Origin of the sequence: Streptomyces decoyicus (genome assembly GCF_019880305.1) — a bacterium.
GTDB lineage: Bacteria > Actinomycetota > Actinomycetes > Streptomycetales > Streptomycetaceae > Streptomyces > Streptomyces decoyicus.
In genome coordinates, this window is the sequence record NZ_CP082301.1 from 5,037,280 (window position 1) to 5,063,052 (window position 25,773).

Annotated in this window: 20 protein-coding genes; 13 read left to right on the forward strand and 7 right to left on the reverse strand. The window is 73.0% G+C overall.

All coding sequences use genetic code 11. The features are described from left to right. Positions 1-38: 38 nt before the first annotated feature. The 3 genes from K7C20_RS22295 to K7C20_RS22305 all read left to right on the forward strand — a co-directional run bounded on the left by K7C20_RS22295 (position 39) and on the right by K7C20_RS22305 (position 5,445). A complete protein-coding gene (locus K7C20_RS22295) occupies positions 39-1,838 on the forward strand; it encodes an FAD-dependent oxidoreductase (RefSeq protein WP_342452572.1) in 1,800 nt (599 codons plus the stop codon). A gap of 185 nt (positions 1,839-2,023) precedes the next feature. After that, positions 2,024-4,984 carry an FAD-binding and (Fe-S)-binding domain-containing protein gene (locus K7C20_RS22300; protein ID WP_053209243.1) on the forward strand — a complete coding sequence of 987 codons (2,961 nt, stop codon included), beginning with the start codon at positions 2,024-2,026 and terminating at the stop codon, positions 4,982-4,984. A gap of 281 nt (positions 4,985-5,265) precedes the next feature. Then, positions 5,266-5,445 (forward strand): hypothetical protein, encoded by a 180-nt coding sequence (locus K7C20_RS22305; protein WP_150127223.1) that lies wholly within the window; start codon positions 5,266-5,268, stop codon positions 5,443-5,445. Between the two features lie 44 nt (positions 5,446-5,489). On the opposite strand, the gene K7C20_RS22310 is transcribed toward K7C20_RS22305, so the two are convergent. Next, the gene (locus tag K7C20_RS22310; protein ID WP_048830032.1) at positions 5,490-6,650 is read right to left on the reverse strand and encodes a helix-turn-helix domain-containing protein; all 1,161 of its coding nucleotides are present in this window, start codon (positions 6,648-6,650) and stop codon (positions 5,490-5,492) included. Positions 6,651-7,068: 418 nt separating this feature from the next. Between K7C20_RS22310 and K7C20_RS22315 the strand changes: the two genes are divergently transcribed. Then, positions 7,069-7,317, forward strand: a complete 249-nt coding sequence (locus tag K7C20_RS22315) for a hypothetical protein (RefSeq protein WP_030086327.1) — start codon at positions 7,069-7,071, stop codon at positions 7,315-7,317. Positions 7,318-7,475: 158 nt separating this feature from the next. Here K7C20_RS22315 and K7C20_RS22320 read toward each other — a convergent pair whose 3' ends face one another. Beyond that, positions 7,476-8,087, reverse strand: a complete 612-nt coding sequence (locus K7C20_RS22320) for a GOLPH3/VPS74 family protein (protein ID WP_030086325.1) — start codon at positions 8,085-8,087, stop codon at positions 7,476-7,478. Positions 8,088-8,383: 296 nt separating this feature from the next. Further along, positions 8,384-9,268: a LysR family transcriptional regulator gene (locus K7C20_RS22325; protein ID WP_053209242.1), complete on the reverse strand. Its 885-nt coding sequence runs from the start codon at positions 9,266-9,268 to the stop codon at positions 8,384-8,386. A gap of 180 nt (positions 9,269-9,448) precedes the next feature. Between K7C20_RS22325 and K7C20_RS22330 the strand changes: the two genes are divergently transcribed. Continuing rightward, positions 9,449-10,336, forward strand: coding sequence for an EamA family transporter (locus K7C20_RS22330; protein WP_409351350.1), 888 nt, complete (start codon positions 9,449-9,451; stop codon positions 10,334-10,336). Positions 10,337-10,393: 57 nt separating this feature from the next. Here the strand turns inward: K7C20_RS22330 and K7C20_RS39490 are convergent, their stop codons facing one another. The 4 genes from K7C20_RS39490 to K7C20_RS22350 all read right to left on the reverse strand — a co-directional run bounded on the left by K7C20_RS39490 (position 10,394) and on the right by K7C20_RS22350 (position 14,301). Continuing rightward, positions 10,394-10,570, reverse strand: a complete 177-nt coding sequence (locus K7C20_RS39490) for a recombinase family protein (protein ID WP_409351351.1) — start codon at positions 10,568-10,570, stop codon at positions 10,394-10,396. A 30-nt stretch (positions 10,571-10,600) separates the two neighbouring features. Continuing rightward, entirely contained in the window at positions 10,601-13,624 is a 3,024-nt protein-coding gene (locus K7C20_RS22340) for a tetratricopeptide repeat protein (protein ID WP_245171161.1), read from the reverse strand. Between the two features lie 49 nt (positions 13,625-13,673). Beyond that, on the reverse strand, positions 13,674-14,027 hold the full coding sequence (locus K7C20_RS22345) for a hypothetical protein (protein ID WP_030087433.1): 354 nt from the start codon (positions 14,025-14,027) through the stop codon (positions 13,674-13,676). 124 nt (positions 14,028-14,151) lie between these two features. Continuing rightward, complete coding sequence (locus tag K7C20_RS22350; RefSeq protein ID WP_160328715.1) at positions 14,152-14,301, reverse strand: hypothetical protein; 150 nt, start codon at positions 14,299-14,301, stop codon at positions 14,152-14,154. A 678-nt stretch (positions 14,302-14,979) separates the two neighbouring features. On the opposite strand from K7C20_RS22350, the gene K7C20_RS22355 reads away from it, so the two are divergent. The 8 genes from K7C20_RS22355 to K7C20_RS22390 all read left to right on the forward strand — a co-directional run bounded on the left by K7C20_RS22355 (position 14,980) and on the right by K7C20_RS22390 (position 25,518). After that, a complete protein-coding gene (locus K7C20_RS22355) occupies positions 14,980-15,783 on the forward strand; it encodes a TIGR03084 family metal-binding protein (RefSeq protein WP_030087428.1) in 804 nt (267 codons plus the stop codon). A gap of 116 nt (positions 15,784-15,899) precedes the next feature. After that, positions 15,900-17,603: an acyclic terpene utilization AtuA family protein gene (locus K7C20_RS22360; RefSeq protein WP_053209249.1), complete on the forward strand. Its 1,704-nt coding sequence runs from the start codon at positions 15,900-15,902 to the stop codon at positions 17,601-17,603. Further along, positions 17,600-19,201 carry an acyl-CoA carboxylase subunit beta gene (locus K7C20_RS22365; RefSeq protein WP_030087422.1) on the forward strand — a complete coding sequence of 534 codons (1,602 nt, stop codon included), beginning with the start codon at positions 17,600-17,602 and terminating at the stop codon, positions 19,199-19,201. Before K7C20_RS22360 ends, K7C20_RS22365 begins: the two co-directional genes overlap by 4 nt. A gap of 7 nt (positions 19,202-19,208) precedes the next feature. Next, positions 19,209-21,182 carry an acetyl/propionyl/methylcrotonyl-CoA carboxylase subunit alpha gene (locus tag K7C20_RS22370; protein ID WP_053209241.1) on the forward strand — a complete coding sequence of 658 codons (1,974 nt, stop codon included), beginning with the start codon at positions 19,209-19,211 and terminating at the stop codon, positions 21,180-21,182. Between the two features lie 77 nt (positions 21,183-21,259). Further along, positions 21,260-22,423: an acyl-CoA dehydrogenase family protein gene (locus K7C20_RS22375; RefSeq protein ID WP_030087414.1), complete on the forward strand. Its 1,164-nt coding sequence runs from the start codon at positions 21,260-21,262 to the stop codon at positions 22,421-22,423. A 115-nt stretch (positions 22,424-22,538) separates the two neighbouring features. Beyond that, a complete protein-coding gene (locus tag K7C20_RS22380) occupies positions 22,539-24,131 on the forward strand; it encodes a 4-coumarate--CoA ligase family protein (protein ID WP_053209240.1) in 1,593 nt (530 codons plus the stop codon). Next, positions 24,128-24,898: an enoyl-CoA hydratase family protein gene (locus K7C20_RS22385; protein ID WP_053209239.1), complete on the forward strand. Its 771-nt coding sequence runs from the start codon at positions 24,128-24,130 to the stop codon at positions 24,896-24,898. The genes K7C20_RS22380 and K7C20_RS22385 overlap by 4 nt, the downstream gene beginning before the upstream one ends. After that, a complete protein-coding gene (locus K7C20_RS22390) occupies positions 24,886-25,518 on the forward strand; it encodes a TetR/AcrR family transcriptional regulator (protein WP_030087408.1) in 633 nt (210 codons plus the stop codon). The genes K7C20_RS22385 and K7C20_RS22390 overlap by 13 nt, the downstream gene beginning before the upstream one ends. The last annotated feature ends 255 nt before the right edge of the window (positions 25,519-25,773 follow it).

The following is a 25,773-nucleotide window of genomic DNA, read 5'->3' on the forward strand; positions in this document are numbered from 1 at the left end:
GACGGCGGGTGTCAAGTTATCGCAGCAGAGTGCGCGGCATGGAGAGCAACGACCGCACCCCGCACACCCGCCAGAGCCGTCACACCCATGCCACTCATCCCACCCATCCCACCCGTCACGCTCATCCCACCCAGGACCCTCGTCAGCTCCCTGGGACCCGTCCCGGCGGCTCCGGCGGCCCCGGCGGCCCCGGCGGACGTACGGGCGCGACGCCGATCCCCGCCGCTCCCGCCGCTCCCGCCGCTCCCGCCACGCCTGCCACCCCCTCCGCCCTCGCCGAGCTCGTACGGCAGACCCGGGGCCCGGTCCTCGTCCCCGGCGGCGAGGGATATGACGCCGAGCGGTCCGGATTCCAACGGGCGTACCGGCACCGGCCGGACGTGATCGTCGGGGCGGAGTGTGCCGGGGACGTCGTCGCCGCGGTGCGCTTCGCCCGCGCCCAGGGGCTGCCGGTCGCCGTACAGGCCACCGGGCACGGGCTGTCCGCGGCCGCCGACGGCGGGCTGCTGATCAGTACGCGGCGGATGGCCGGGGTACGGGTGGACGCGGCGGCCGGTAGTGCGCGGGCCGAGGCGGGCGTCGTCTGGGGACAGGTCGTCGAGGCAGCGGCCCCGCACGGCCTCGCGCCGCTCAACGGCTCCTCCCCGGGCGTCGGCGTCATCTCGTACACCCTCGGGGGCGGTGTCGGGGTGCTGGCCCGTACCTATGGCTTCGCCGCCGACCAGGTGCGGTCCGTCGACCTCGTCACCGCCGACGCGCGGCAGCTGCACGTCACGGCGGACAGCGATCCCGAGCTGTTCCGGGCGCTCCTCGGCGGCGGCCACGGCCTCGGGGTGGTGACCGCGATGGAGTTCGGGCTGGTGCCGGTGGCCCGGTTGTACGGCGGGCAGCTGGTGTTCGGCGGCGAGCGGATCGACGAGGCGCTGGCGGCGTATCTGCGCTGGACCGAGACCGTGCCGGACGAGCTGACGTCGTCGCTCGCGCTGATCGCCTACCCGGACCTCGCGCAGCTGCCCGAGCCGCTGCGCGGCCGCTATCTCGCACAGATCCGGATCGCCTACACGGGGAGCGCCGAGGAGGGCGAGCGGCTGGTGGCGCCGCTGCGGGCGGTGGGGCCGCGGGTGAGCGACGAGCTGCGCGAGATGCCGTACGCCGACTCGCACACCATCCACCGGGACCCGAGCGATCCGCACGCCTACGACGGTGACAATGCGCTGCTCAGCGGGCTGGACGTGGACGCGCTGCACCGGGTGGCCGTGTTGACCGGGCCGGACGCGCCGACGATGTGCGTACTCCAGCTCAACCATCTCGGGGGTGCGATGGCGAAGCGGGGCGGGCCGGAGGAGGTGGCCGGTTCCGTCGGCCACCGGGACGCCCGGTTCGCGCTGCGGCTGCTGTCGCCGCTGCCCGGAGCCGAGGCGGGCGATGGCCTCGGTGCCGATACGGGAGACGATCGCGGCGCCGACGACCTCGGTGCCGACGGGCCCGGTGACGGCGGGACCGGTGCCCGCGGGCGCGGTGCCGACGGGCGCGGCTCCGGTGAGGCTGCCTCCGAGGGGCCCGGCGCCGCCCTCGCGGCCGTACGGGCGCTGCACGCCGAGGCGCTGGCGGCCGTCGCGCCCTGGCGGATCGGCCGCAGCGTGAACTTCCTCTTCGGCTCGCACGGGGAGCGGCCGGACGCCGCGGAGGTGGCGCGCAGTGTGCACGACGCCGACGAGCACCGGCGACTGGCCGGGCTCAAGGCCCACCACGACCCGGAGAACGTCTTCCGCTTCCACCCGTCCGGGGCCGCCACGGCCGACCGCACACCGTCCGCCGTCACCACCGTCCGCGGCTGAATCGCACACCGGCTGCTGTCACCACCGTCTGCGGCTGAATCGCACACCGGCCGCTGTCACCACCGTCCGCGGCGGAACCGCGCACCGGCCGCCGTCGCCACCGTCCCCGCCCGGCTCCGCCGACCTCCGCAACTCACCGGCCTGCCGATGCCCCATGAACCCGCCCCAGTGGGCAGGCTGGAGACATGGCTGATCGCACGGAGACGGAGAAGCGGAACCTGGCGGAGGAGTTGGCGGCCGCGGTACGGGGGGAGGTCTCGTTCGCCGCGGCCGACCGGGCACTGATGACGATGGACGCGTCCAATTACCGGCGGGTGCCCAGAGCGGTGGTCGCGCCCAAGGACGCCGAGGACGTCGCGGCGGCGCTGCGGGTGTGCCGGGAGCACGGCGTGCCGGTGGTGCCGCGCGGCGGCGGGACCAGTATCGCCGGGCAGGCGACCGGCGTCGGCGTGGTGCTGGACTTCACCCGGCACATGCGGCGCATCGTGTCGCTGGACGCCGCCGCCCGCACCGCCGTCGTCCAGCCCGGCGTCGTCCTGGACGACCTGCGGGCGGCGGCCGGAGCGCATGGACTGACCTTCGGCCCCGACCCGTCCACCCACAGCCGCTGCACCCTCGGCGGCATGATCGGCAACAACTCCTGCGGCTCGCACTCGGTGGTCTGGGGCACCACCGCCGACAGCGTCCGCGAGCTGGAGCTGCTGACGTACGGCGGCGAGCAGGTGCGGGCCGGCCGCGGTACGGACCCCACCGGCGCCCCGACCGGACTGCCCCCGCGGCTGCGGGACGGCGTCAAGGCCCTGGTCGACGGGGAGTTGGCGCTGCTGCGCACCGGCTACCCCGACCTCCCCCGCCGGATCTCCGGCTACGCGCTGGACGCGCTGCTGCCGGAAGCGGGCACCGACCTCGCCCGTGCCCTCACCGGCAGCGAGGGCACCCTCGGCGTACTGACCGAGGCGACCGTACGGCTGGTGGAGACTCCGGCGGCGCGGGCCCTCGCCGTCCTCGGCTACCCCGACGAGAGCGCGGCGGCCGAGGCCGCCCACACGCTGCTGCCCCACCGCCCGATGACCGTCGAGGGGATGGCCGCCGACCTGGTGGGCGACGCGGCCGGACTGCCCAAGGGCGGCGCCTGGCTGTTCGTGGAGATGGGCGGCGCGAGCCGCGGTGAAGCGGCGGCGCGGGCCGAGGCGCTCTGCCGGGCGGCGGCCGCGGACGGCGCCACCGACCACACCCTCGTCACCGACCCGGCCGACCAGCGCACCCTGTGGCGGATCCGCGAGGACGCCTCCGGCACCGCCACCCGGCTGCCCGACGGCTCCGAGGCCTGGCCAGGCTGGGAGGACTGCGCCGTACCACCCGCCAGGCTCGGCCCGTATCTGCGGGACTTCCGCGCCCTGCTGACCCAGCACGGTCTGCGCGGCACGCCCTACGGGCACTTCGGCGACGGCTGCATCCACGTCCGTATCGACTTCGACCTGCTGACCGCGCCCGGCATCCGCCGCTTCCGGGAGTTCTCCTACGACCTGGGCGAACTGGTGGTGGCGCACGGCGGATCGCTCTCCGGCGAGCACGGCGACGGCCAGGCCCGCGCCGAACTGCTCCCGAAGATGTACGGCCCCGAGCTCGTCGGCCTCTTCGAACGCTTCAAGTCGCTCTGGGACCCGGCCGCGGGGCTCAACCCCGGCATGCTCGTCCGCCCCGCCCGGCTCGACGAGAACCTCCGCTTCGAGGTGCTGCCCGAGCGCCCGGTCCCGGTCGAGTTCGGCTACCCGCACGACAACGGCGACTTCTCCGCGGCCGTACGGCGCTGTGTCGGCGTCGCCAAGTGCCGTAATGCCGCGACCGGTCCGGGCTCGGCGGACGTCATGTGCCCGTCCTTCCGCGCCACCGGTGAGGAGCAGCACTCCACCCGCGGCCGGGCCCGTCTGCTGCACGAGATGCTGGCCGGTGAGGTGATCACGGACGGCTGGCAGTCGCCGGAGGTACGTGACGCCCTCGACCTCTGTCTGTCCTGCAAGGGCTGTCGCAGCGACTGCCCCGTAGGGGTCGACATGGCCACCTACAAGGCGGAGTTCCTGCACCACCACTACGCGGGCCGGCGGCGCCCCGCCGCGCACTACTCGATGGGCCGCCTCCCCCAGTGGCTGCACGCCGCGGCCCCCGCCGTACCCGCCCTCAACGTCCTCGCCCGTACGCCGCTGGCCGCCGTCGGCAAACGCCTCGGCGGGATCGCGCCCGAGCGCCCGATCCCCGAACTGGCCACCGAGACCTTCACCCGCTGGTGGTGGCGCCGCCGGAAGACGGCGGCTCACGGGGCACCTTCCGAAGCAGCCCCCGAACCCCCGTCCGGCCGCACGGTCATCCTCTGGCCCGACACCTTCACCAATCACCTCTCCCCGGAGGTCGGGCGGTCCGCCGTCACGGTCCTGGAAGCCGCCGGACTGCGCCCCCTCCTGCCGCCGACCGCGCCCCTGCGCCCGGCCGGGGCCCCTCCGCTGCCGCGCCGCCACCGCCCCCTGTGCTGCGGCCTGACCTATGTCTCCACCGGTCAGCTCGACCGGGCCCGCGCGGTGATGCGCCGCACGGTCGAGATCCTGAGCCCGCTGCTGCGGGACGGCCACCCCCTGGTCGTCCTCGAACCGAGCTGCGCCGCCGCCCTGCGCACGGACCTCCCCGAACTCCTCCCGGACGACCCCCGCGCCGCCCAACTGGCCCACTCCGTACGGACCTTCGCGCAAGCACTGGAAGAGCTGGCCCCCGACTGGCAGCCCCCGCGCATCGACCGCCCCGTTGCCGGCCAGACCCACTGCCACCAGCACGCGGTCCTCGGCGACGCGGCCGACCGCCGTCTGCGCGAACGTGCCGGCCTCACCGGCCGGCTGACCGGCGGCTGCTGCGGCCTGGCCGGCAACTTCGGCTTCGAGCGCGGCCACTACGAGGTCTCGGTGGCCTGCGCCGAGGATCAACTCCTGCCTGCCGTAAGGGATTCCACCGAGGGGACGGAGATTCTCGCGGACGGTTTCTCCTGCCGCACCCAGCTCGACCAGCTGGGCGACCGGCCGGGCCGGCACCTGGCGGAGGTGCTGGCGGAGGCGTTGGGGGAGGAGGGGGAGGAGGGGGAGCCGGGGTCCTTGGGCGCGTAGTGGGAAGGCACACCAGGGTGTACGGGGCCGGTGCGCGCCGCGAGGTGCACGCCGGGGGTCACGCACCGGTGCGTAACCGGCCTCGGCGGACAGGAGTGCGTGCATCCGCAGGCCGCTTCCGTGACGGCGTCGGTGGGGTGAGGGCAGGCGCGGCGGGAACACTGACAGAACTGAAAGAGCAGGTGAGAAGTCAACCGGCGGGCCTGTGCGGGCGGCGCGGGAGGACAGCCCGTCCGAGCGCCGCGCCGGAGTCAGGGGCGCCGTGAGGTTCTGGGGGCAACGTGCGGAATTTTGACCTCAAGGCGGAAGCGGAAATGCGGCTGCACTCCGACCGGCTGGCCGAGGAACTGGCGCGTGAGCGCGGCGAGAGGCCCACGACAGCCCCGGACGACGCCCAAGGCCCCGGGCCGGCTGAGGGGCCGCCCACGGCGGGGACGGCGGATGCCGACGACGAGAGGTAGGGCGTGGGCGTGGTTGTCTCGGAGGTCTGTCCTGACGGCGCCCATCAGTCCGGGCCGTTGGTCTGCGGAATCAGATCGATGAGGAAACGCTGGGCCGGCTCGGCACCGCAGGGCTCTTGGACGGCCTCGGCTCCGGCTTCGGTCGCACCGTCGCGGATGCCCAGGCACAGGTCGGTCTGTGCACGCCGCAGACGGAAGCCCTGGGTGGTGGGGCTGTAGCGCTCGATCCGGAAGAGCTGGGCGTCCTTGTCGGTCTGGCAGTTCTCCTGCGGCTCCACGAGCCCTTGGGCCGGGCCGCTGTCAAGGATGGTGAGGCATCCCATGCCCTTGTCCACCGGGTGTTCCCACTTGATGGCGGTCAGGTCGCCGGGGGCGGGCTGGAGGAACGTGCGCGGACCCGGCTCGGTACACGGCCGCTGGACCGCCACCTCGGAACGGTATCGTCCGGAACGCTCATGCCCTGCCGTCAGGCAGAGCCCGGCCGGCCGCACGGGGCGGATACGGGCCCAGCTCCCAGCGGACTTCACGGCAAGGATCTCTGGAAGCCGAGCGCGGGCGGCATCCGCCGCGCGGGATCGTGACGACGTCAGATCACCGGCCAGCAGGAGGCCCGTCGCGGCGGCGCCCACCACCACCACCAACGCAGCAGCCACCAGGACCAAGGGCCGTGTCCGCAGCCCTGATTTCGCTGCCTGCCCGACGTGAGGCGCGAGGGCGGACCCGGCAACCGGCTGGGATGTCTGCCGCCCGTGGGACGGGGTGCCGTCACTGCCGCTGCCGCTGCCGTTGTCGGTATCGCCGTCGGTGCCGGTGCCGGTGCCGGTGCGGGTAACGGTGTCGGTGTGGGGGTCGGTGCCGGTCGGGCCGGTGCCGGTCGGGCCGGTATGGGTCGGGCCGGTATCGGTCGGGCCCGTATCGGCGACCGGCCCCTCGCAGGCAAGGCGTTTCCAGGCTCTCGTCCACTCCGCCAACCGGTCCTGTTCGCCGCAGGCGCGCACCAAAGCGGCCACCAGATCGGGGCGTGGCAGGGTCTGTTTGCGGAGGATGTCGGCGACGGTGCTTCGCGGCAGAACGTCGCCGCGGTCCGCCGCCCGGCTCTCCAACTGCCGAAGAGTCAGTCCGGAACGGGCCTTGAGCGCCCGCAACGCCGCCATGAACTCCTCGGCGTCGCGTAAGTCGGCGGGGTGCAGGAAATCGTCATCCATCCGCTCAGAGGTAGCGCACCGGTCGAAGAAGGGCAACGGGGCGCTGTCCGGCCCACCGGACAGCGCCCCTTGCCGTCTTGGTGACCAGGCGAAACGCCGCCGGGCTGTCCGGGACAGCATGAGTGCTTGCCGCGCTCAGCCGGCTGCGGCAAAGCTGAGTGCTGCGGGAACGAAGCCGGGTGGCGCGACCACGAAGCAGGATCACGCAGGCTTGGTGCAGTTCCTCAAGACGGCGCGGCAGGACCGGCACGCTCCGTGCAACACCGTCAGCGCCGTCCTCGTTCAGGCCCCTGAGCCGTTGACGAACCCGGTGAGCCCGCCCCGCGGCACTGCACAACGCCGCGGTCCCGGGTCACCACTCCGCAGCTCAGCAAGGCTCTGGAAGTTCGTCCACATCAACCGAGCCAAGGAGAACACCATGCGCGTACGTCTGCTGCTCACCGGAATAGCTGTCGGGGCCACCGTGCTGGCGGGCGCCGCCACCGCACAGGCGGCTCCCGCGCCCGCCCAGACCGCGACGACGCCGATCGCGGCCGGGCACTGGAAGTACGACGGCACGTACTCCGAGTCGGCGTGCTACTCGCTGGCGGCGTCCTACGCCGGCCCGGCCTACTGCACCCCGAGGGGCGGCAACAACCGGTACGCCCTCTACATCTGGGTGGAATAGGCAACACGGCCTGAGCCGGGCCCGGCCCTTCGATCCGCCAGAAGGGCCGGGTCCGCGCCGCGTCGGGGCGTCATGGTCAGGGCTTCACGGTCGGGGCTTCACGGTCAGGGCCTCACGGTCAGGGTGTCATGAGGAACAGAGCGACTGCCGGGCTTGCTTCATCCGTCCGGGCCGCGCCAGATATTGCTGAAGGCCTCCTCGTCGATGGCCCGCCGTTGGCGTTCGAACTCCAGCTCACGCACCGCGTCATGGACGGCGGCGAGCACGGTTGCCACCGCCTCGTCGGCCACATCCGGAGGGTCGTCCGTCCGCTCGCCACGGAGCCCGAGGGCCGTCACAAGGGAGGCGAGGACGGGTTCGTCCGAGGTCCAGCGGTTCGCCGCCTCGCGGCGAGCGGGCGTATCGGCCAGGGTCAACTCGCCGGTCCGGAAGCGCATCCAGCGGCGGCGGGGCGGAGTGAGCTGCCCTTCCGCCTCGAGGGCGGCGAGATAGGCCGTGGCCAGGCCGCGGCCCCGGCGCCACAGCCACTCGCCGACCGACTCGTACGGCGGTTGTTGCTCGAGCGACGACGCGGCTTCGGCCATGAGGCGATCCGCCACGGACGGCCGGTAGCCCGGCACGATGCGCTCGCCGTCCAGGCTGACGGCTTGCGCCTCCAGGAGGTCGATCAGCTCGGCTCCGGCGAGCGCGAGCGACAGGTCGCCGCGCTCCACAGTGCGACTGGACTCCACGTCCATGGCAACGAACAACAGGTCCCGCGGTGTGGTCATGAAGGACTCCACGTCAGGGGCGTCAGGAGCGATGCTGGCTGAGCAACCGGCCCGGCATCCGGCGTGACGCCGAGCGGAACCGGGTGGGCCTCTCCTCCCGTCGGTGAGCGTTCCCTCCTACGAGCTTATGGAGCGGAGGCGGCACCTGCATCCCACACCGGACCCCGCCCGCCGGGGGAGCACGCACCACGCACACCGGCACATCACCTACATGCGTACACCAGCGCACCACGCACACGCGCACAGGCGTACACCGCACGCACCGCTTCAGGGGGCGCAGCGAGTGACGTCTTCGCTCAGCGGGTGCGCGGTGGTGCTCCGCCCGCCCCTCTCCCCATGACTTCGTGGGCCAGCGCGATCAGGTCCGGGATACGGGGATGGCCGGGGCTGTCGCGCCAGGCGATGACCACCGGGACGGCCGGGGCGTCGGTCAGGGGGACGTAGGCCATCGACGGGTGGGGGTGCATTTCGGCGGTGGCGGAGGTGGTGACGCCCACGGCCCGGCCGCCGGTGATGGCGGCGAGCCAGTCGTCGGTGTTGCCGATGGTGATCGTCGAGGAGGGGCGGGCCGAGGCGGGCCACAGGTCGAGGGAGGTGGTGCCGGAGACGGTGTTGAGGGCGATGGTGCGGTCGGTCAGCTCGGTGAGGGAGAGGGCGGGGCGGTGGGCGAGCGGGTCGTCGGCGGGGAGGCCGGCGACCCTGGGCTCGGTGGTGAGCTGCTCGGTGATCAGGCCGGGGGCGCGGACCTCGCCGCGCAGCAGGGCGGCGTCCACGTCGCCGCGGGCGAGGCCGGCCGTGCGGTCGTCGATGCGGAGGAGTTCGAGCGGGGTTTCCGGGTGCTCCTCGTGCCAGCGGCGCAGCAGGGCGGTGGTGTCCGTACCGGCGGCCGACCAGGCGTGGCCCAGGCGCAGGGGCCAGGCGGTGTGGTGTGCGTGGCCGAGTGCCCGGTCGAAGGCGGTCACCGCGATCGCGGCCTGGTCGCGGAAGGAGACGCCGTCGGGGGTGAGCGCGAGGTGGTGGGTGGAGCGGTCGACGAGGCGGACGCCCATTTCCTGTTCCAGCTGGCGCAGGGTGCGGGAGACGGCCGGCTGGGTCAGATGCAGGCGGTCGGCGGCGCGGGTGATGCTCAGGGTGTCGGCGATGGCGAGAAAGCAACGGAAATGACGCAGCTCGATGCTCATGCGTGCGGAGCATAACAACAGTAGAAAAGGCATTTCACGGACCGGAAGAAGGCCCCGTAGCGTGGTGGCGTGAACGCTTCGCCCGAGAGCCCCGATGGCCGTATCCCTGCCCCTCCCGTCCAGACCGTGCCGGCCGGTGACGGGGGGATTCCGCATCCCGTCCCGCCCTCGCCCGAGGTGCTGACGGCCGAGGCCCAGGCCGGGACCCCCGGGCCGGCGGGTGCGCGCGGGCGGATCGTGTCGGTGGCGCTGGTCATCGGCGGGATCGTCTCGCTGCAATTCGGCTCGTCGGTGGCGGTGCTGCTGTTCCCGCGGGCCGGTGCGCTGGGCGTGGTCACGCTGCGGCTGGTCGTCGCCTCGTTGGTGCTGCTGATCGTCTGCCGTCCCAGACTGCGGGGCCACTCGCGGGGCGACTGGGCCACGGTGCTCGCCTTCGGCGTCGCGCTGGCCGGTATGAACTCGCTCTTCTACCAGGCGATCGACCGCATTCCGCTGGGCGCCGCGGTCACCTTGGAGTTCCTCGGGCCGCTGATCCTGTCGGTGGCGACCTCACGCAGGCTGCTGAGTCTGGTGTGGGCGGCGCTGGCGCTGGGTGGCGTGATGCTGCTGGGGCGCGAGGGGTTCGACGGCCTCAACCTCACCGGGGCGGCGTTCGCGCTGGCGGCCGGTGGCCTGTGGGCTGCCTACATCCTGCTCTCCGCCCGTACGGGGCAGCGCTTCCCGCAGGCGGACGGGCTGGCGCTGGCGATGACCGTCGCGGCGCTGCTGAGCCTGCCGTTCGGCATCGTCAGCGCGGGCAGCGCCCTGCTCGACCCGGTCACGCTGGGGCTGGGCGCCGCGGTCGCCCTGATGTCATCCGTCATGCCCTACACCCTGGAACTCCTCGCCCTGCGCAAGCTCCCGGCCTCCGGCTTCGCCGTGATGATGAGCCTGGAGCCGGCCGCCGCGGCCACCGCCGGCTTCCTCGTACTGCACCAGGCACTGGGCTGGGCAGAGATCCTGGCCATCGGGCTGGTCGTGGTCGCGAGCGTGGGGGCGGTACGGAGCGCGACGGCGGGTTCGCACTGAGGGCGGGTCCCGGTGGATCTCGCCGAAAAAACAACGCCGAGCGGCTGCTTTCCCAGTTCAGCGGCCGTCCATCCGAGAACTCATCGTCCAGGGCACCAATCGGCCGACGCCGCGCTTGCGCAGGCCGGACACGATCGCGATGAGGTCTTGGACGGAGCGGCCGAGCCGGTCCAGCGACGGGACGACGACGAGGGTGTCGCCGGTCGATTCCTGAACGGCCGCGTCCCCCGCCAGTCGGCGGCATAGGGCCGGGTGTCGAGATGGTCATCGCCCGGCACCCGGCACTATGTGCTCCAGCAGCTCGGCGTAGGCGGCCGCGGCTCCGGCCGCATCCCCCGCCTTCCCCCGCCAGTAGGCGACATAGCGCCGGGTGTCGAGGGTGTCGGGGTGGTCATCGCCCTGCACGCGCACCCGGTCGGCGAGAAGCTCGGCGTAGGCGTCCGCGGCTCCGGCCGCATCCCCCGCCCTTCCCCGGCAGTAGGCGAGATTGTGCCGCGTGGTGAGGGTGTTGGGATGGTCATCGCCCTGCACGCGCACCCGGTCGGCGAGAAGCTCGGCGAAGGCGTCCGCGGCTCCGGCCGCATCCCCTGACTCCCCCCGCCAATAGGCGATATTGCCCCGGGTGGTGAGGGTGTCGGGATGGTCATCGCCGAGCACTGGCACTATGTGCTCCAGCAGCTCGGCGTAGGCGGCCGCGGCTGCGGCCGCATCCCCCGCCTTCCCCCGCCAGCGGGCGACATAGCGCCGGGTGTCGAGGGTGTCGGGGTGGTCATCGCCCTGCACGCGCACCCGGTCGGCGAGAAGCTCGGCGAAGGCGTCGGCGGCTCCGGCCGCATCCCCCGCCCTTCCCCGCCAGAAGGCGATATTGCCCCGGGTGGTGAGGGTGGCGGGGTGGTCGTCGCCGAGCACGCGCACCCGGTCGGCGAGAAGCTCGACGTAGGCGTCCGCGGCTCCGGTCGCCTCCCCCGCCTCCCCCCGCCAGAAGGCGAGATTGTGCCGGGTGGTGAGGGTGGCGGGGTGGTCTGGGCCCAACACTCGCACCATGTGCTCCAGTAGTTCGGCGAAGGCAGTGGCAGTCCCGGCCGCATCCCCCACCTCACCCCGAAAGTGAAGGACATTGCCCCGGGTGGTGAGGGTGTCGGGGTGGTCCGGGCCCAACACTCGCACCATGTGCTCCAGCAGTTCGGCGAAGGCGGCCGCGGCTCCGGCGGCATCCTCCGCCTGTCCGCGAATGCGGGCGAGTTCGCCCCGGGTGGTGAGGGTGTCGGGGTGGTCTGGGCCCAACACTCGGACCTTTTGCTCCAGCAGTTCGGCGTAGGCAGTGGCAGCCCCGGCGGTATCGCCCATATCGCCCTGAAAGTGGGCGAGATGGTGCCGGGTGGCGAGGGTGAAGGCGTGGTCATCGCCGAGCACGCGCACCATGTCCTCCAGCAGTTCGGCGAAGGCAGTGGCGGCCCCGGCGGCATCCCCCATCTCACCCCGGACGCGGGCGAGATGGTGCCGGGTGGCGAGGGTGAAGGCGTGGTCATCGCCGAGCACGCGCACCACGTCCTCCAGCAGTTCGGCGAAGGCAGTGGCGGCCCCGGCGGCATCCCCCGCCTCACCCCGAAAGCGGAAGAGTTCACCCCGGATGGTGAGGGTGATGGGGTGGTCCGTACCCAGGCGGCCGTGGGCCACACTGGCCATCCGGTGGAAATGCTCGATGGCGACAGCAACTTGGCCGGTATGGCCCAGGCTGTAGCCGGCGTAGATGAGCACCCCATGGACACTGTCGGATTGGTACAAGGCGTCTTCGGCGTGGCCGGTGAGGGCGGTGGTGTTGGCGCGCAGGGTCTGGACGAGGCTGGTGTCGCGTTCGATGTCGGGCCAGGCGGCCATGAGGGCGTCGGCGGCTGTACGCGCGAGCTGATCGTGCTGGTGGGGGGTGAGGGTGTCGCGGGTGGCGCGCTGGATGAGCTGGTGGACGCGGACGGCCTGGTGCGGAATGTCGGGGGTGTGGTCGATGAGGCTGAGCCGGTGCAGGGCTCGCAGGGCGTGCACCGCGTCCCGGGGGGAGACCGGGGCCTGTTCCCCGACAGGGTCCTCACCGGTCGGGGTGCGGTGCGCGGTGAGGTAGGCCAGGACGGGCTCGCTGGTCAGAACGGTGTGCGGGATGCCGTTGGGGTTCAGCATGGAGGCGAGCCGGAGCATGGGGCGGGCCAGGCCGGCGGGGCGGAGGGTGTCTGCGCGGTCGATGGACAGGGACCAGGCGGCGTCCAGGGGGAGAGCTTGGTTGTCGGGCAAGGCGCCAGGGGCGATGGCGCTGAGTGTGGTGGTTCGGTCGGCCAGCAGGCTGCGGTAGGCGGCCACGGTCTCGCCGGTGTCGATGAGGTAGGCGGTGGCCTGGGCGAGTGCCAGGGGCAGGTATCCGAGGTCTCGGGCCAGGGCGGTGAGCTCGTCGGTGGGTTCGTCGCGGCCGGTCAGGGAGGTGGTGAGGTAGGTGAGGGCTTCGTCCCTGGTGAACAGGCCGATCGTGAGGGTGTGGCGGCCGTCTGGGTCGAGGGCGGCGTCCCGACGGCGGGTGGTGACCAGGGTGCGGCCGTGAGGGCTGGCGGGGGGCCACAGGTCGCGCAGGTCGGCGGGGTCGGTGACGTCGTCCAGGACGATCAGCCACCGGCATGGCTTCGCTCCGGCCTTCGGGGTCAGCCAGGCCAGGAACGTCCGCGCTGCATGTTCGGGGTCGTTGGGGTCGGCCCGGCACAGCTCGATGCCGGCCTGGGCATATCCGGTCACGATGGGGGAGCGGGCGCTCGCGGTGACCCAGACCAGGACGTCCAGGCCGCCCGTTTCGCCGGAGTCGTCCCAGGCGGTGCGGGCGTAGTCGGCGGCGAGCTGGGTCTTGCCCACCCCGCCCATGCCGGTCAGCAGCTGGGTCAGCACGGCGGTGCCGCCGCCGTCGACCCTCGTCCGTAGGCGCTCGGCCTCGGCACGGTGCAGGAAGGACCGTGCCGCGGGCGGGATGACGCCTACCTGGTGGGGCCAGTCGGCCGGTTCCTGGGGGCCACGCTGCTGCATGGTCAGCGCGCCGATGTAACCGGTGTTGGCGATTCCGCCTGTGGCGGCGTTCGCCTGTCCAGTGTGGGACACGTGTGCCGGGGAGCAGGGAGCGCGGCCGGCTCCCGGGGCGGGGCCGCGGTATCCGGTCACCGCCATGCCTCCGGAAGTGGCCGTCGCGTCCCCGGTGCCGGTCACCGTGATGTGTGGGCCGGCGTAGTCGGGGCCGTGCCGGCGCGCGTCTTCTCGGCTCATGGGATCGTCGCTTCCCTCGTCCTTGCCGCCTGCGCTGTGACCGGGCCGATCAGGTGTAGTCGATGCCGCTGGTGGCGCTGCTGCCGTCGCCGGTTGCGGTGGCGTTCCCGGTGTCCTCCGCCTTGGCTGATCCGCTGCCACGGCCCTGGGGGCGCCTGATTCCTGCGGTGGCCCTGCCTCCGCCGCTCGCGCGCGTCGGCCCGGTCCGGATGGCCGTATCCTCTGCGCGATCTCCCGGGGGCTGGAACAGCGCCCAGACCAGGGCCGCGATACCGACGGCGGCCTGAATGGAGGCCCCGGCCAGATCGCCCGCACCGGGACTGCCCAGCAGCCAGATCAGCGGCGTGGAGACCACTCCCGCCGCCGCCAGCACAACGATCGCAATCTTCCGTCCCCGCGTCATACCGCCCTCCCCTTCTCCCTACAGCATGCCCACCGATCGGCTGACGGCCCGCCAATTCGTAGTTTTCTCGGTGACTTCGTGCAGCAGAGGAAATGCGCCCCCGCACCATGGTTCCCCGGACCGCTCAGGCGGGACGGGCCGCGTCGGCGGCGGTGCGCAGGGGCCGGTGGCCGTACTCGTCGAGCTGGGCGAGTACGCGGTCGTAGCCGACGTGCCCACGTACTCCGTGTGTCAGCAGATCACCGCGTTGGTCGTGACGGTCAGGCGCCGCCACCTGCTCGTTCTGCTGATCGGGCTGGCGGCGGGTGACCTTGCCTCCCCGGGCGTAGTGGGGTCGGCGGCGCGGGGAGTGGATGGACTCGCCCTTGTTCAGCCGGCCGGCGATCTTGCACCGGCACGACGGATCGGACAGGACTTCGCCGCGTAGATCGTCCTCCGGACCGCCCCGTACTCCTTGAGCGCCGCGGCCAGGGCGTTTTGCCGGGGGGACCCCGCCAGGTCGCCGACCGCGAGTCCGAGTTGTCTCGCCAGGCGGCTGACCGCCGCGGGCAGGGCGTAGGGGACGTGGTCGTTGGAGCGAAGCCGAGCCAGGGCAAGGCGCTGAGTTGGACGGCGGCGCCGAATACGTTCTGGGCCCGGCGGAACTTCGCAAGGAACGCCTGGTCGGCCGGGGTGAGGGGGAAGTAGCGCCTAGACGCTGACGCATCCTCGCCGCCAGGCGGTGACGCACGCTCGCCGGTAGACGGGGCGCGCCGCCGCCTGGCGCACTCGACCGGCCCTCGGCGGCATCCCGTCAGCGGGCATGTCGCAAAGGCGTCGGCGGAACAGAAAATCATGCAGGCGTGCTTGATTGTTTCTTGCCGCGCTGCCACTCTCGGACCCGTACCGCACCACAGCACCTGTCAACCTGCCCTGGCCGTCGGCCACATGGGGCCGATGAGGGGAGTGTCGCGTGTCCGATCCGGGCGCCGTACTGGCGGATCTCAAGGCGGAGAGCGAGGAACTGGACGCGCTGGTCGCCGGGCTGCCGGCCGAGCGCTGGGCGGCCCCCACGCCCGCCGAGGGCTGGACCGTCACCCATCAGATCGCCCATCTGGCCTGGACCGACCGGCAGGCGCTGCTCTCGGCCACCGACCCGGAGGGGTTCCTGCGGGCCGCGCAGGAGGCGCTCGCCTCACCTCTGACCTTCGTCGACGAGGCCGCCGAGGCAGGGGCGAAGGTGCCGCCCGCCGAACTGCTCGCCGGGTGGCGCGACGGCCGCGAAGAGCTGCTGCGGGCGCTCGCCGCACGCCCGACGGGCGAGAAACTGCCCTGGTACGGCCCGCCGATGAGCGTGGCGTCGATGGCCACCGCGCGGCTGATGGAGACCTGGGCGCACGGGCAGGACGTCGCCGATGCGCTGGGTGTCGTCCGGCCCCCCACCGCCCGGCTGCGGCATATCGCCCGGATCGGCGTACGGACCCGCAACTTCGCCTATGCGACGCATCAACTCGCCCCGCCAGACGAGGAGTTCCGGGTGGAGCTGCGGGCGCCTGACGGCACGGTGTGGGAGTACGGGCCGCCGGACGCCGCGCAGCGGGTGACCGGCGAGGCGCTGGAGTTCTGCCTGCTGGTGACCCAGCGGGCGCACCGCGCCGACCTGCCGTCCCTGCGGGCGGAAGGGGCGGAAGCGGACCGGTGGCTGGGGATCGCCCAGGCCTTCGCGGGCCCGCCGGGGAAGGGCCGTGAACCGTCGGGGAAGGGCGCCGCCTCGTGAGCGACGGCAGCCCCGTACGCGCCACACACCCCATCGGCAGACCTGCACGCGCCACACACCCCATCGACAGCACCCAACCCCCACACCCCATCGACAGCACCGCACCCCCACGCCTCATAGGCTCCGACCCCGCCACCCTCCGCATCGGCAACGCCTCCGGCTTCTACGGCGACCGCTTCGATGCGCTGCGCGAGATGCTCACCGGCGGCCCCCTGGACGTCCTGACCGGCGACTATCTCGCCGAGCTGACCATGCTGATCCTCGGCCGGGACCGTCTGAAGGACCCCACCCGCGGCTACGCCAAGACCTTTCTGCGGCAGCTGGAGGACGGGCTCGGGCTGGCCGTCGAGCGCGGGGTGCGGATCGTCACCAACGCGGGCGGGCTGAATCCGGCCGGGCTCGCCGAGGCCGTACGCGAGTTGGCGGACAAGGCCGGGGTGTCCGTCCGTGTGGCGCATGTGGAAGGCGATGACCTGCTGGCACGCGGGGGGTGGGGCGAAGGCGTGCTGACCGCCAATGCCTACCTGGGCGGCGCGGGGATCGCGGCGTGTCTGCGGGCCGGTGCCGATATGGTGGTGACCGGACGGGTCACCGATGCCGCGCTGGTCAGTGGCGCGGCCCAGGCGCACTTCGGCTGGCGGCCACAGGATCTGGACCAGCTGGCCGGGGCGGTGGTCGCCGGGCATGTCCTCGAATGCGGCACCCAGGCCACCGGCGGCAACTACTCCTTCTTCGGCGCCCATGACCTGCTGCGGCCCGGCTTCCCGCTCGCCGAGATCGCCGCCGACGGCAGCTCGGTGATCACCAAGCACCCGGGCACCGGTGGCGCGGTCACCACCGGCACGGTCACCGCCCAGCTGCTGTACGAGACGTCCGGCGCCCGCTACGCCGGGCCGGATGTGACGGCGCGGCTGGACACCGTGCGGCTGACGGAGGACGGGCCGGACCGGGTCCGGATCGACGGGGTGCGCGGCGAGGCGCCGCCGCCGACCCTCAAGACCGGGCTGACCAGGCTCGGCGGCTGGCGCAACGAGGTCACCTTCGTCCTGACCGGGCTGGAGGTGACGGCCAAGGCCGTGCTGGTCCGCCGGCAGATGGAGGCGGCCTTCGACGCGGCGGGGAACCGGCCCGCCGAGGTGCGCTGGACGCTGGCCCGCACCGACCGGGACGACGCGGACGTCCAGGAGGAGGCGAGCGCGCTGCTGCGGCTGGTGGTGCGGGACGCCGACCAGGATGCGGTGGGGCGGGTGGTCAGCGGCGCCGCGATCGAACTGGCACTGGCCAGCTACCCCGGCTTCCATGTCACCGCGCCGCCCGGTAAGGGCACCCCCTACGGGGTCTTCGAGGCGGTGGCGGTGGACGCGGCCGAGGTGCCGCATCTGGCCGTACTGGCGGACGGCACCCGGATCAGCAGCCAACCGCCTGGAGAGACGCGGGAGTTGGACAGGCTGCCCGATCCGTCGCTCCCCGAGCCGCTGCCCGCGGGCGCCACCCGGCGCGGGCCGCTCGGCCGGGTCGCCGGCGCCCGCAGCGGCGACAAGGGCGGCTCGGCGAACGTCGGGGTGTGGGCCCGTACCGACCAGGCCTGGCGGTGGCTGGCGCACGAGCTGACCGTCGAGCGGTTCCGCCAACTGCTGCCGGAGACCGCCGGTCTGCCCGTCGACCGGCACGTACTGCCGAATCTGCGCGCGCTCAACTTCGTCGTCGACGGGCTGCTCGGCGAGGGCGTCGCGGCCCGGACCCGGTTCGATCCGCAGGCCAAGGCCGTGGGGGAGTGGCTGCGCGCGCGGCACATGGACATACCGGAGGTGTTGTGGTGACCGTGCTCGCAACCGGGCTCGACCCGGCGGGTGCCGAGTACGCGGAGCGTCGTGAGGCGATGCTCGTGAAGCTCGCGGAGGTCGAGGCCGAACATGCCAAGGCGACCGCGGGCGGCGGGGAGAAGTACGTCGCCCGGCACCGGGGGCGCGGCAAGCTGCTCGCCCGGGAGCGGATCGAGCTGCTCCTCGACCCCGATACGCCGTTCCTGGAGCTGTCGCCGCTCGCGGCCTGGGGCAGCGACTACCAGGTGGGTGCCTCGCTCGTCACCGGCATCGGCACGGTCGCGGGCGTGGAGTGCCTGGTCACCGCCAACGACCCGACGGTGCGCGGCGGCGCCAGCAACCCCTGGACGCTGAAGAAGGCGCTGCGGGCCAATGAGATCGCCTTCGCCAACCGGCTGCCGGTGATCTCGCTGGTCGAGTCCGGCGGCGCCGACCTGCCCAGCCAGAAGGAGATCTTCATCCCGGGCGGGGCGCTGTTCAAGGACCTCACCCGGCTGTCCGCGTCCGGCATCCCGACCGTCGCCGTGGTCTTCGGCAACTCGACCGCGGGCGGCGCGTACGTCCCCGGGATGTCCGACCACGTGATCATGGTCAAGGAGCGCGCGAAGGTGTTCCTGGGCGGCCCGCCCCTGGTGAAGATGGCGACCGGCGAGGAGAGCGACGACGAGTCGCTGGGCGGCGCCGAGATGCACGCCCGCACCTCCGGGCTCGCGGACTACTTCGCGGTGGACGAGCCGGACGCGCTGCGCCAGGCCCGGCGAGTGGTCGCCCGCCTCAACTGGCGCAAGACACAACAGCCCGATCCGGGCCCGGCCGCGCCGCCGGAGTACGACGAGGACGAACTGCTCGGCATCGTCCCCGGCGACCTCAAGGCACCGTTCGATCCGCGCGAGGTCATCGCCCGGATCGTGGACGGCTCGGACTTCGACGAGTTCAAACCGCTCTACGGGCCGAGCCTGGCGACCGGCTGGGCCGAGCTGCACGGCTACCCGGTCGGCATCCTCGCCAACGCCCAGGGCGTGCTCTTCAGCGAGGAGTCCCAGAAGGCCGCACAGTTCATCCAGCTGGCCAACCAGCGCGACATCCCGCTGCTCTTCCTCCACAACACCACCGGCTACATGGTCGGCAAGGAGTACGAGCAGGGCGGCATCATCAAACACGGCGCGATGATGATCAACGCGGTGTCGAACTCGAAGGTCCCGCACCTGTCCGTCCTCATGGGGGCCTCCTACGGTGCCGGGCACTACGGCATGTGCGGCCGCGCCTTCGACCCCCGTTTCCTGTTCGCCTGGCCGAGCGCCAAGTCCGCCGTCATGGGGCCGCAGCAGCTGGCCGGGGTGCTCTCGATCGTCGCCCGTGCCTCGGCCGCCGCCAAGGGGCAGCCGTACGACGACGAGGCGGACGCCGGGCTGCGCGCCATGGTCGAGCAGCAGATCGAGTCGGAGTCGCTGCCGATGTTCCTGTCGGGGCGCCTCTACGACGACGGCGTCATCGACCCGCGCGACACCCGAACCGTCCTCGGCCTGTGCCTGTCCGCCCTCCACAACGCCCCGGTCGAGGGCGCACGGGGCGGCTTCGGCATCTTCCGGATGTGAGGCAGAAGTGATCCGTTCCGTACTTGTCGCCAACCGCGGCGAAATAGCCCGGCGGGTCTTCCGCACGTGCCGTGAGCTGGGCATCTCCACTGTCGCCGTGCACTCGGACGCGGATGCGGGCGCACCGCACGTCCGCGAGGCGGACACCGCCGTACGGCTCCCTGGCGACGCCCCGGCCGACACCTATCTGCGCGGCGATCTGCTGGTGCGGGCCGCGCGGGCCGCCGGAGCCGACGCGGTCCATCCCGGCTACGGCTTCCTCTCCGAGAACGCCGCCTTCGCCGCGGCGGTGGCCGAAGCGGGCCTGGCCTGGATCGGTCCGCCGCCCGCCGCCATCGAGGCCATGGCGTCCAAGACGCGGGCCAAGGAGCTGATGGCGGGGGCCGGGGTGCCGCTGCTGGCCCCCGTCGACCCCGGGCGGGCCACCGAGGCCGATCTGCCGCTGCTGGTGAAGGCGGCGGCGGGCGGTGGCGGCCGCGGTATGCGGGTGGTCGGTGAACTAGCCGCTTTGGAAGGCGAGTTGAAGGCGGCCGCGGCCGAGGCGGCCGCCGCGTTCGGGGACGGGGAGGTGTTCGTCGAGCCGTATGTCGTGGGCGGGCGCCATGTCGAGGTGCAGATCCTCGCCGACGCCCAGGGGACGGTCTGGACGCTCGGCACCCGCGACTGCTCCCTCCAGCGCCGCCACCAGAAGGTCATCGAGGAGGCCCCGGCCCCCGGGCTCTCCGACGAGCTGCGCACCACCCTCCACCGGGCCGCGGAGCAGGCCGCCCGCGCCATCGGCTACCGCGGCGCGGGCACCGTGGAGTTCCTGGTCTCCGCGGACGGCCGGGCGTACTTCCTGGAGATGAACACCCGCCTCCAGGTCGAGCACCCGGTCACCGAGGCGGTCTTCGGCCTCGATCTGGTCGCCCTCCAGCTGACCGTCGCCGAGGGCCGCCCCCTGGACGCCGAACCGCCGCGGCCGCACGGTCACGCCGTCGAGGCGCGGCTGTACGCGGAGGACCCGGCGGCCGCCTGGCAGCCGCAGACCGGCACCCTGCACCGGCTGGCGCTGCCCGACGGCGTCCGGCTGGATTCCGGTGTGACCGACGGCGACACCATCGGCGTCCACTACGACCCGATGCTGGCCAAGGTCCTCGCCTGGGCGCCGAGCCGGGACGAGGCCGTACGGAAGCTGGCGGGCGCCCTGGAGCGGGCCCGCATCCACGGCCCCGTCACCAACCGCGAGCTGCTCGTACGGTCCCTGCGCCACCCGGAGTTCACCGACCCCGGCGCGCTGGACACCGGCTTCTACGACCGCAACCTCCCCGCGCTGACCGCGGCCCCCGCCGACGGGGCGGGTGTCTTCGCGCTCGCCGCGGCCCTCGCCGACGCCCACGGCCGCTCCCGCTTCGGCGGCTTCCGCAACGTCCCCTCCGGGCCACAGGTCAAGACCTACGCCTGTGCCGGCGCCGAGTACGCGATCCGCTACCGGCTCGGCCGGGACGGTCTGTCGGCCGAGGGCTTCCCCGGCGTGCGGCTGCTCGCTCTCGGGCCGGACCAGGTGGTGCTCGAAGTCGACGGGCTGCGGCGGCAGTTCGCGGTCGCCCGCTACGGCGACCGCGTCCATGTCGACGCGCCCCCCACGCCCGGCGGGGGCGGCACCGCACCCGCCTCCCACGCGTTCACCGCACTGCCCCGCTTCCCCGACCCCACCGCCCGTACGGAGCCCGGCTCGCTGCTGGCGCCGATGCCCGGCACGGTCGCCCGGATCGCGGAGGGCCTCAGTGAGGGCGCCCGGGTGGCGGCGGGGCAGCCGTTGCTGTGGCTGGAGGCGATGAAGATGGAACACAAGATCACCGCACCGGCCGCCGGCACCCTCACCGCCCTGCCCGTCGGCCCGGGGCAGCAGGTCGAGGTGGGGGCCCTGCTGGCCGTCGTGGCCGAGACGGCCGCGGCCGGGGAGACCGTGGCCGGGGAGACCGTGGCGGACGCCGGCTGATCCCGGCCCGGCCCCGGTCTCCTCCGTACGCGCACCACCCGCACCTCACCCACCGCACACAAGGAGCCGTGTCTGCCATGAGCAACCCTGTGATCGAGACCGAGGAACACCGCGCCCTGCGCGACGCCGTCGCCGCGCTCGGCAAGCGCTACGGCCGCGAATACTTCGCCCGCGTCGTGGCCGAGGGCGCACACACCGACGAACTCTGGGCGGAGGCCGCCGAACTCGGCTACCTCGGCGTCAACCTCCCCGAGGAGTACGGCGGCGGAGGCGGCGGCATCGTCGAACTCTCCATGGTGCTGGAGGAGCTGGGGGCGGCCGGCTGTCCGCTGCTGATGCTGGTCGTCTCGCCCGCCATCTGCGGCACGGTCATCGCCCGGTTCGGCACCGAGGAGCAGAAGCGGGCCTGGCTCCCGGGCCTCGCCGACGGCTCCCGCAAGATGGCCTTCGGCATCACCGAACCGGACGCCGGTTCCAACTCGCACCGCATCACGACCACCGCCCGCAAGGACGGCGGCGACTGGGTCCTCAACGGCCGCAAGGTGTTCATCTCGGGCGTCGACATCGCCGATGCGACCCTGATCGTCGGCCGCACCGAGGACGCCCGCACCGGCCGCCTCAAGCCCTGCCTGTTCATCGTCCCGCGCGACACCCCCGGCTTCGGCCGCAGCCCGATAGCGATGGAACTCGCCGCCCCGGAGAAGCAGTTCGAGCTGACCCTGGACGAGGTCCGGCTGCCCGCCGAGGCACTGGTCGGCGACGAGGACGCCGGACTCCTCCAGCTCTTCGCGGGGCTCAACCCGGAGCGGATCATGACCGCCGCGTTCGCCCTGGGGATGGGCCGCTACGCGCTCGGCCGGGCCCTCGACTACGCCCGTACCCGCCAGGTGTGGAAGGAGCCCATCGGCGCCCACCAGGCCCTCGCCCATCCGCTGGCCCAGGCCCATATCGAGCTGGAACTGGCCCGCTTGATGATGCAGAAGGCGGCCCATCTCTACGACGCGGGCGACGACATGGGCGCGGGCGAGGCCGCCAACATGGCCAAGTACGCGGCGGCCGAGGCCGCGGTCCACGCCGTCGACCAGGCCGTCCACACCCTCGGCGGCAACGGCCTCACCCAGGAGTACGGCCTCGCCTCGATGATCACCGCCGCCCGGGTGGCGAGGATCGCGCCGGTCAGCCGCGAGATGATCCTCAACTTTGTCTCGCACCAGTCGCTGGGGCTCCCCAAGTCGTACTGAGCACGCCATGCTGCCCATGCCGGCCGGTGGCTGTCCGGCCGGCCGGACGGCCCCGCACCGCCCGCCGGCCCCGCACCGCCCCGCCGCACCCACCGTCGAAGGGAAAGGCCCAGGCATGGTGCTCCACGTGTTCCACAGCGAGTACGCCGACGTCGCGCCCGTAGAACTCCCGATCCACGAGGCCGTCCTCGGCCGGGCGGCGGAGTACGGCGACCGGCCCGCCCTGATCGACGGCCTCGACGGCACCACCCTCGGCTACGACCGGCTGGACCACTCCAGCCGCCGCCTCGCCGCCGCCCTCACGGCGGCCGGCGTCCGCAAGGGCGACGTCCTGGCCCTGCACAGCCCGAACAGCGTCCTCTTCCCCGTCGTGTTCTACGCCGCCTCGCGCTGCGGGGCAGCGGTCACCACCGTCCATCCGCTCGCCACCGAGGGCGAGTTCGCCAAACAGCTCCAGGACTCCGGCGCCCGCTGGATCGTGACGGTATCGGCGCTGCTGGACACCGCACGCGCCGCCGCACAGCAGGCCGGCGAGGGGATCGCCGAGATCCTCGTCTGCGACCGGGCCGAGGGCCACCGCTGCGTACAGGACCTTCTCGCCTGCACCGACCCGGAACCGTCCGTCACCCTCGATCCGGCCGAGGACGTGGCTGTACTGCCCTACTCCTCCGGCACCACCGGCACCCCCAAGGGCGTGATGCTCACCCACCGCAGCATCGCCACCAACCTCGCCCAGCTCACCCCGCTCGTCACCAACGGCCCCGACGACCGGGTGCTGGCCGTGCTGCCCTTCTTCCACATCTACGGGCTGACCGCCCTGATGAACGCCCCGCTGCGCAACGGCGCCACCGTCGTGGTGCTGCCCCGCTTCGACCTGCGGCAGTTCCTCGCCGCGATCGAGAAGCACCGCATCACCGCCGTCTACGTGGCACCCCCGATCGTCCTCGCCCTCGCCAAACACCCCCTGGTCGCCGACTACGACCTCTCCACACTGCGCTACATCGTCTCCGCCGCGGCGCCCCTGGACGCCGAGCTGGCCGCGGCCTGCTCCCGGCGGCTCGGCCTGCCGCCGGTGCTCCAGGCCTACGGGATGACCGAGCTGTCCCCGGGCACCCATTGCGTCCCCCTCGACGCCCCGGACCCGCCGCCGGGCGCCGTCGGCAAGCTGATCCCCAACACTGAGATGCGCCTGGTGTCCCTGGAGACCGGCGAGGACGTGGCGCCGGGGGAGAGCGGCGAGATCCTCATCCGCGGCCCGCAGGTCATGAAGGGGTATCTGGGGCGGCCCGCCGATACCGACGCGATGATCGACCCCGACGGCTGGCTGCACACCGGCGACATCGGCCGGGCGGACGACGACGGCTGGCTGTATGTCGTCGACCGCGTCAAGGAGTTGATCAAATACAAGGGCTACCAGGTCGCCCCCGCCGATCTCGAAGCGCTGCTGCTCGGGCACGACGCGATCGCCGACGCGGCGGTCATCGGTGTCGTGGACGCGGACGGCAACGAGGTGCCCAAGGCGTTCGTGGTCCGGCAGCGGGGGGCCCGCCTGAGCGAGGACGAGGTCATCGCGTACGTTGCCGGACAGGTCGCCCCGTACAAGAAAGTGCGCCGCGTGGAATTCCTGGACAGCGTGCCGCGCGCCACCACCGGAAAGATCCTGCGGCGCGAACTGCGCGCCAGGGAAAGGAGTTCGACGGCCCGATGACCGACGCACCCGCGACACCCCTTGTGCCGCGTTCCCACGAACACGGCATCACCACCCTCACCCTGGACTCCCCGCACAACCGCAACGCCCTGTCCGCCCGCCTGGTCGCCGAACTGCACCAGGCACTCGCGGCCGCCGCGGCCGACGACGCCACCCGCGCCGTCGTGCTCACCCACACCGGCGGCACGTTCTGCGCCGGTGCGGACCTCTCCGAGGCCACCTCGGGCACGGCGAAGGACGGCCCGCTGGGCCTGGCCCGGCTGCTGCGCGCCCTCGTGGAGCTGCCCAAACCCGTCGTCGCCCGGGTCACCGGCCACGTCCGCGCCGGGGGCCTCGGCCTGCTCGGCGCCTGCGACATCTCCGTGGCCGGTCCGGACACCACCTTCGCGTTCACCGAGGCCCGCCTCGGCCTCGCCCCCGCCGTCATCTCGCTGCCGCTGCTGCCGCGGCTCGACCCCCGCGCCGCGGCCCGCTACTACCTGACCGGCGAGAAGTTCGGCCCGGCGGAGGCGGCCAGGATCGGCCTGGTCACGCTTGCGGCCGACGACGTCGACACCGGCCTCGCCCCCGTACTGGACGGGCTGCGCAAGGGCTCCCCACAAGGCCTGGCCGAGTCGAAGAAGCTGGTCACCGCCCAGGTGCTGGCCGCCTTCGACCGCGACACCGAGGCGCTCGCCGAACAGTCCGCCCGGCTGTTCGGCTCCGCCGAGGCCCGCGAGGGCATGACCGCCTTCCTGGAACGGCGGGCCCCGGCATGGGCGCGCTGACCCCCGCCCGCGGCCCCAAAGAGCCCCAGCAGGAACGCAGCCGCGCCACCCGCCTCAAACTGCTGGAGGCCGCCGTCTCCTGCCTGGCGGAGCGCGGCTGGAGCGGCAGCACGGTCTCCGTGGTCGCCGAGCGGGCCGGGGTCTCCCGGGGCGCCGCCCAGCACCACTTCCGCACCCGCGAGGACCTCTTCACGGCGGCCGTCGAACATGTCGCGGAGAAGCGCCAGGGCGCGGTCAAGGCGGTCGCCCACAACCTGCCGCCGGCCGGTTCCGTCGCCCGCACCTGGATCATCGTCGAGGAGCTCGTCGGCCTCTATACGGGCCCGCTGTTCCGCGCCGCGCTGCACCTGTGGGTGGCCGCCTCCGACGAGGACCAGCTGCGTGACCGGGTCACCGCCCTGGAGGCCCGCGTCGGCCGGGAGGCCCACCGTACGGCGGTGGCGCTGCTCGACGCCGACGAGGCGGTGCCCGGCGTCCGGGAGACGGTCCAGGGACTGCTGGACATGGCCCGGGGCCTGGGGCTCGCCAATCTGCTGACCGATGACTCGGCCCGGCGTGACCGGGTCGTCGAACAGTGGGCCAAGATCATCGACTCTCAGCTCAGCGGTTCTGCCGCGTAGCGGCCTTCCCACGTTTTTGGCTGTCCCGCCGTGGTCGTTGTCCGCCGTTTGCCGCCCGCTGCGCGGTGCGCCCGCCGTTGCGCCTGCGGCGGGCCGGGGTCGCTGCGCGGGGCTGTTGGGTGCGGTGCCGCTCCTCCGGACTTCGTCCTGCGGCGCGTCCCCTCCCGTTGGGGGATGGGGGAAGGCTGGTGGGGGTGCTCGTAGGTGGTCCGGTGCTGCTCGTGGATCACATGGAAACGGCCACGCCGGTGGCCC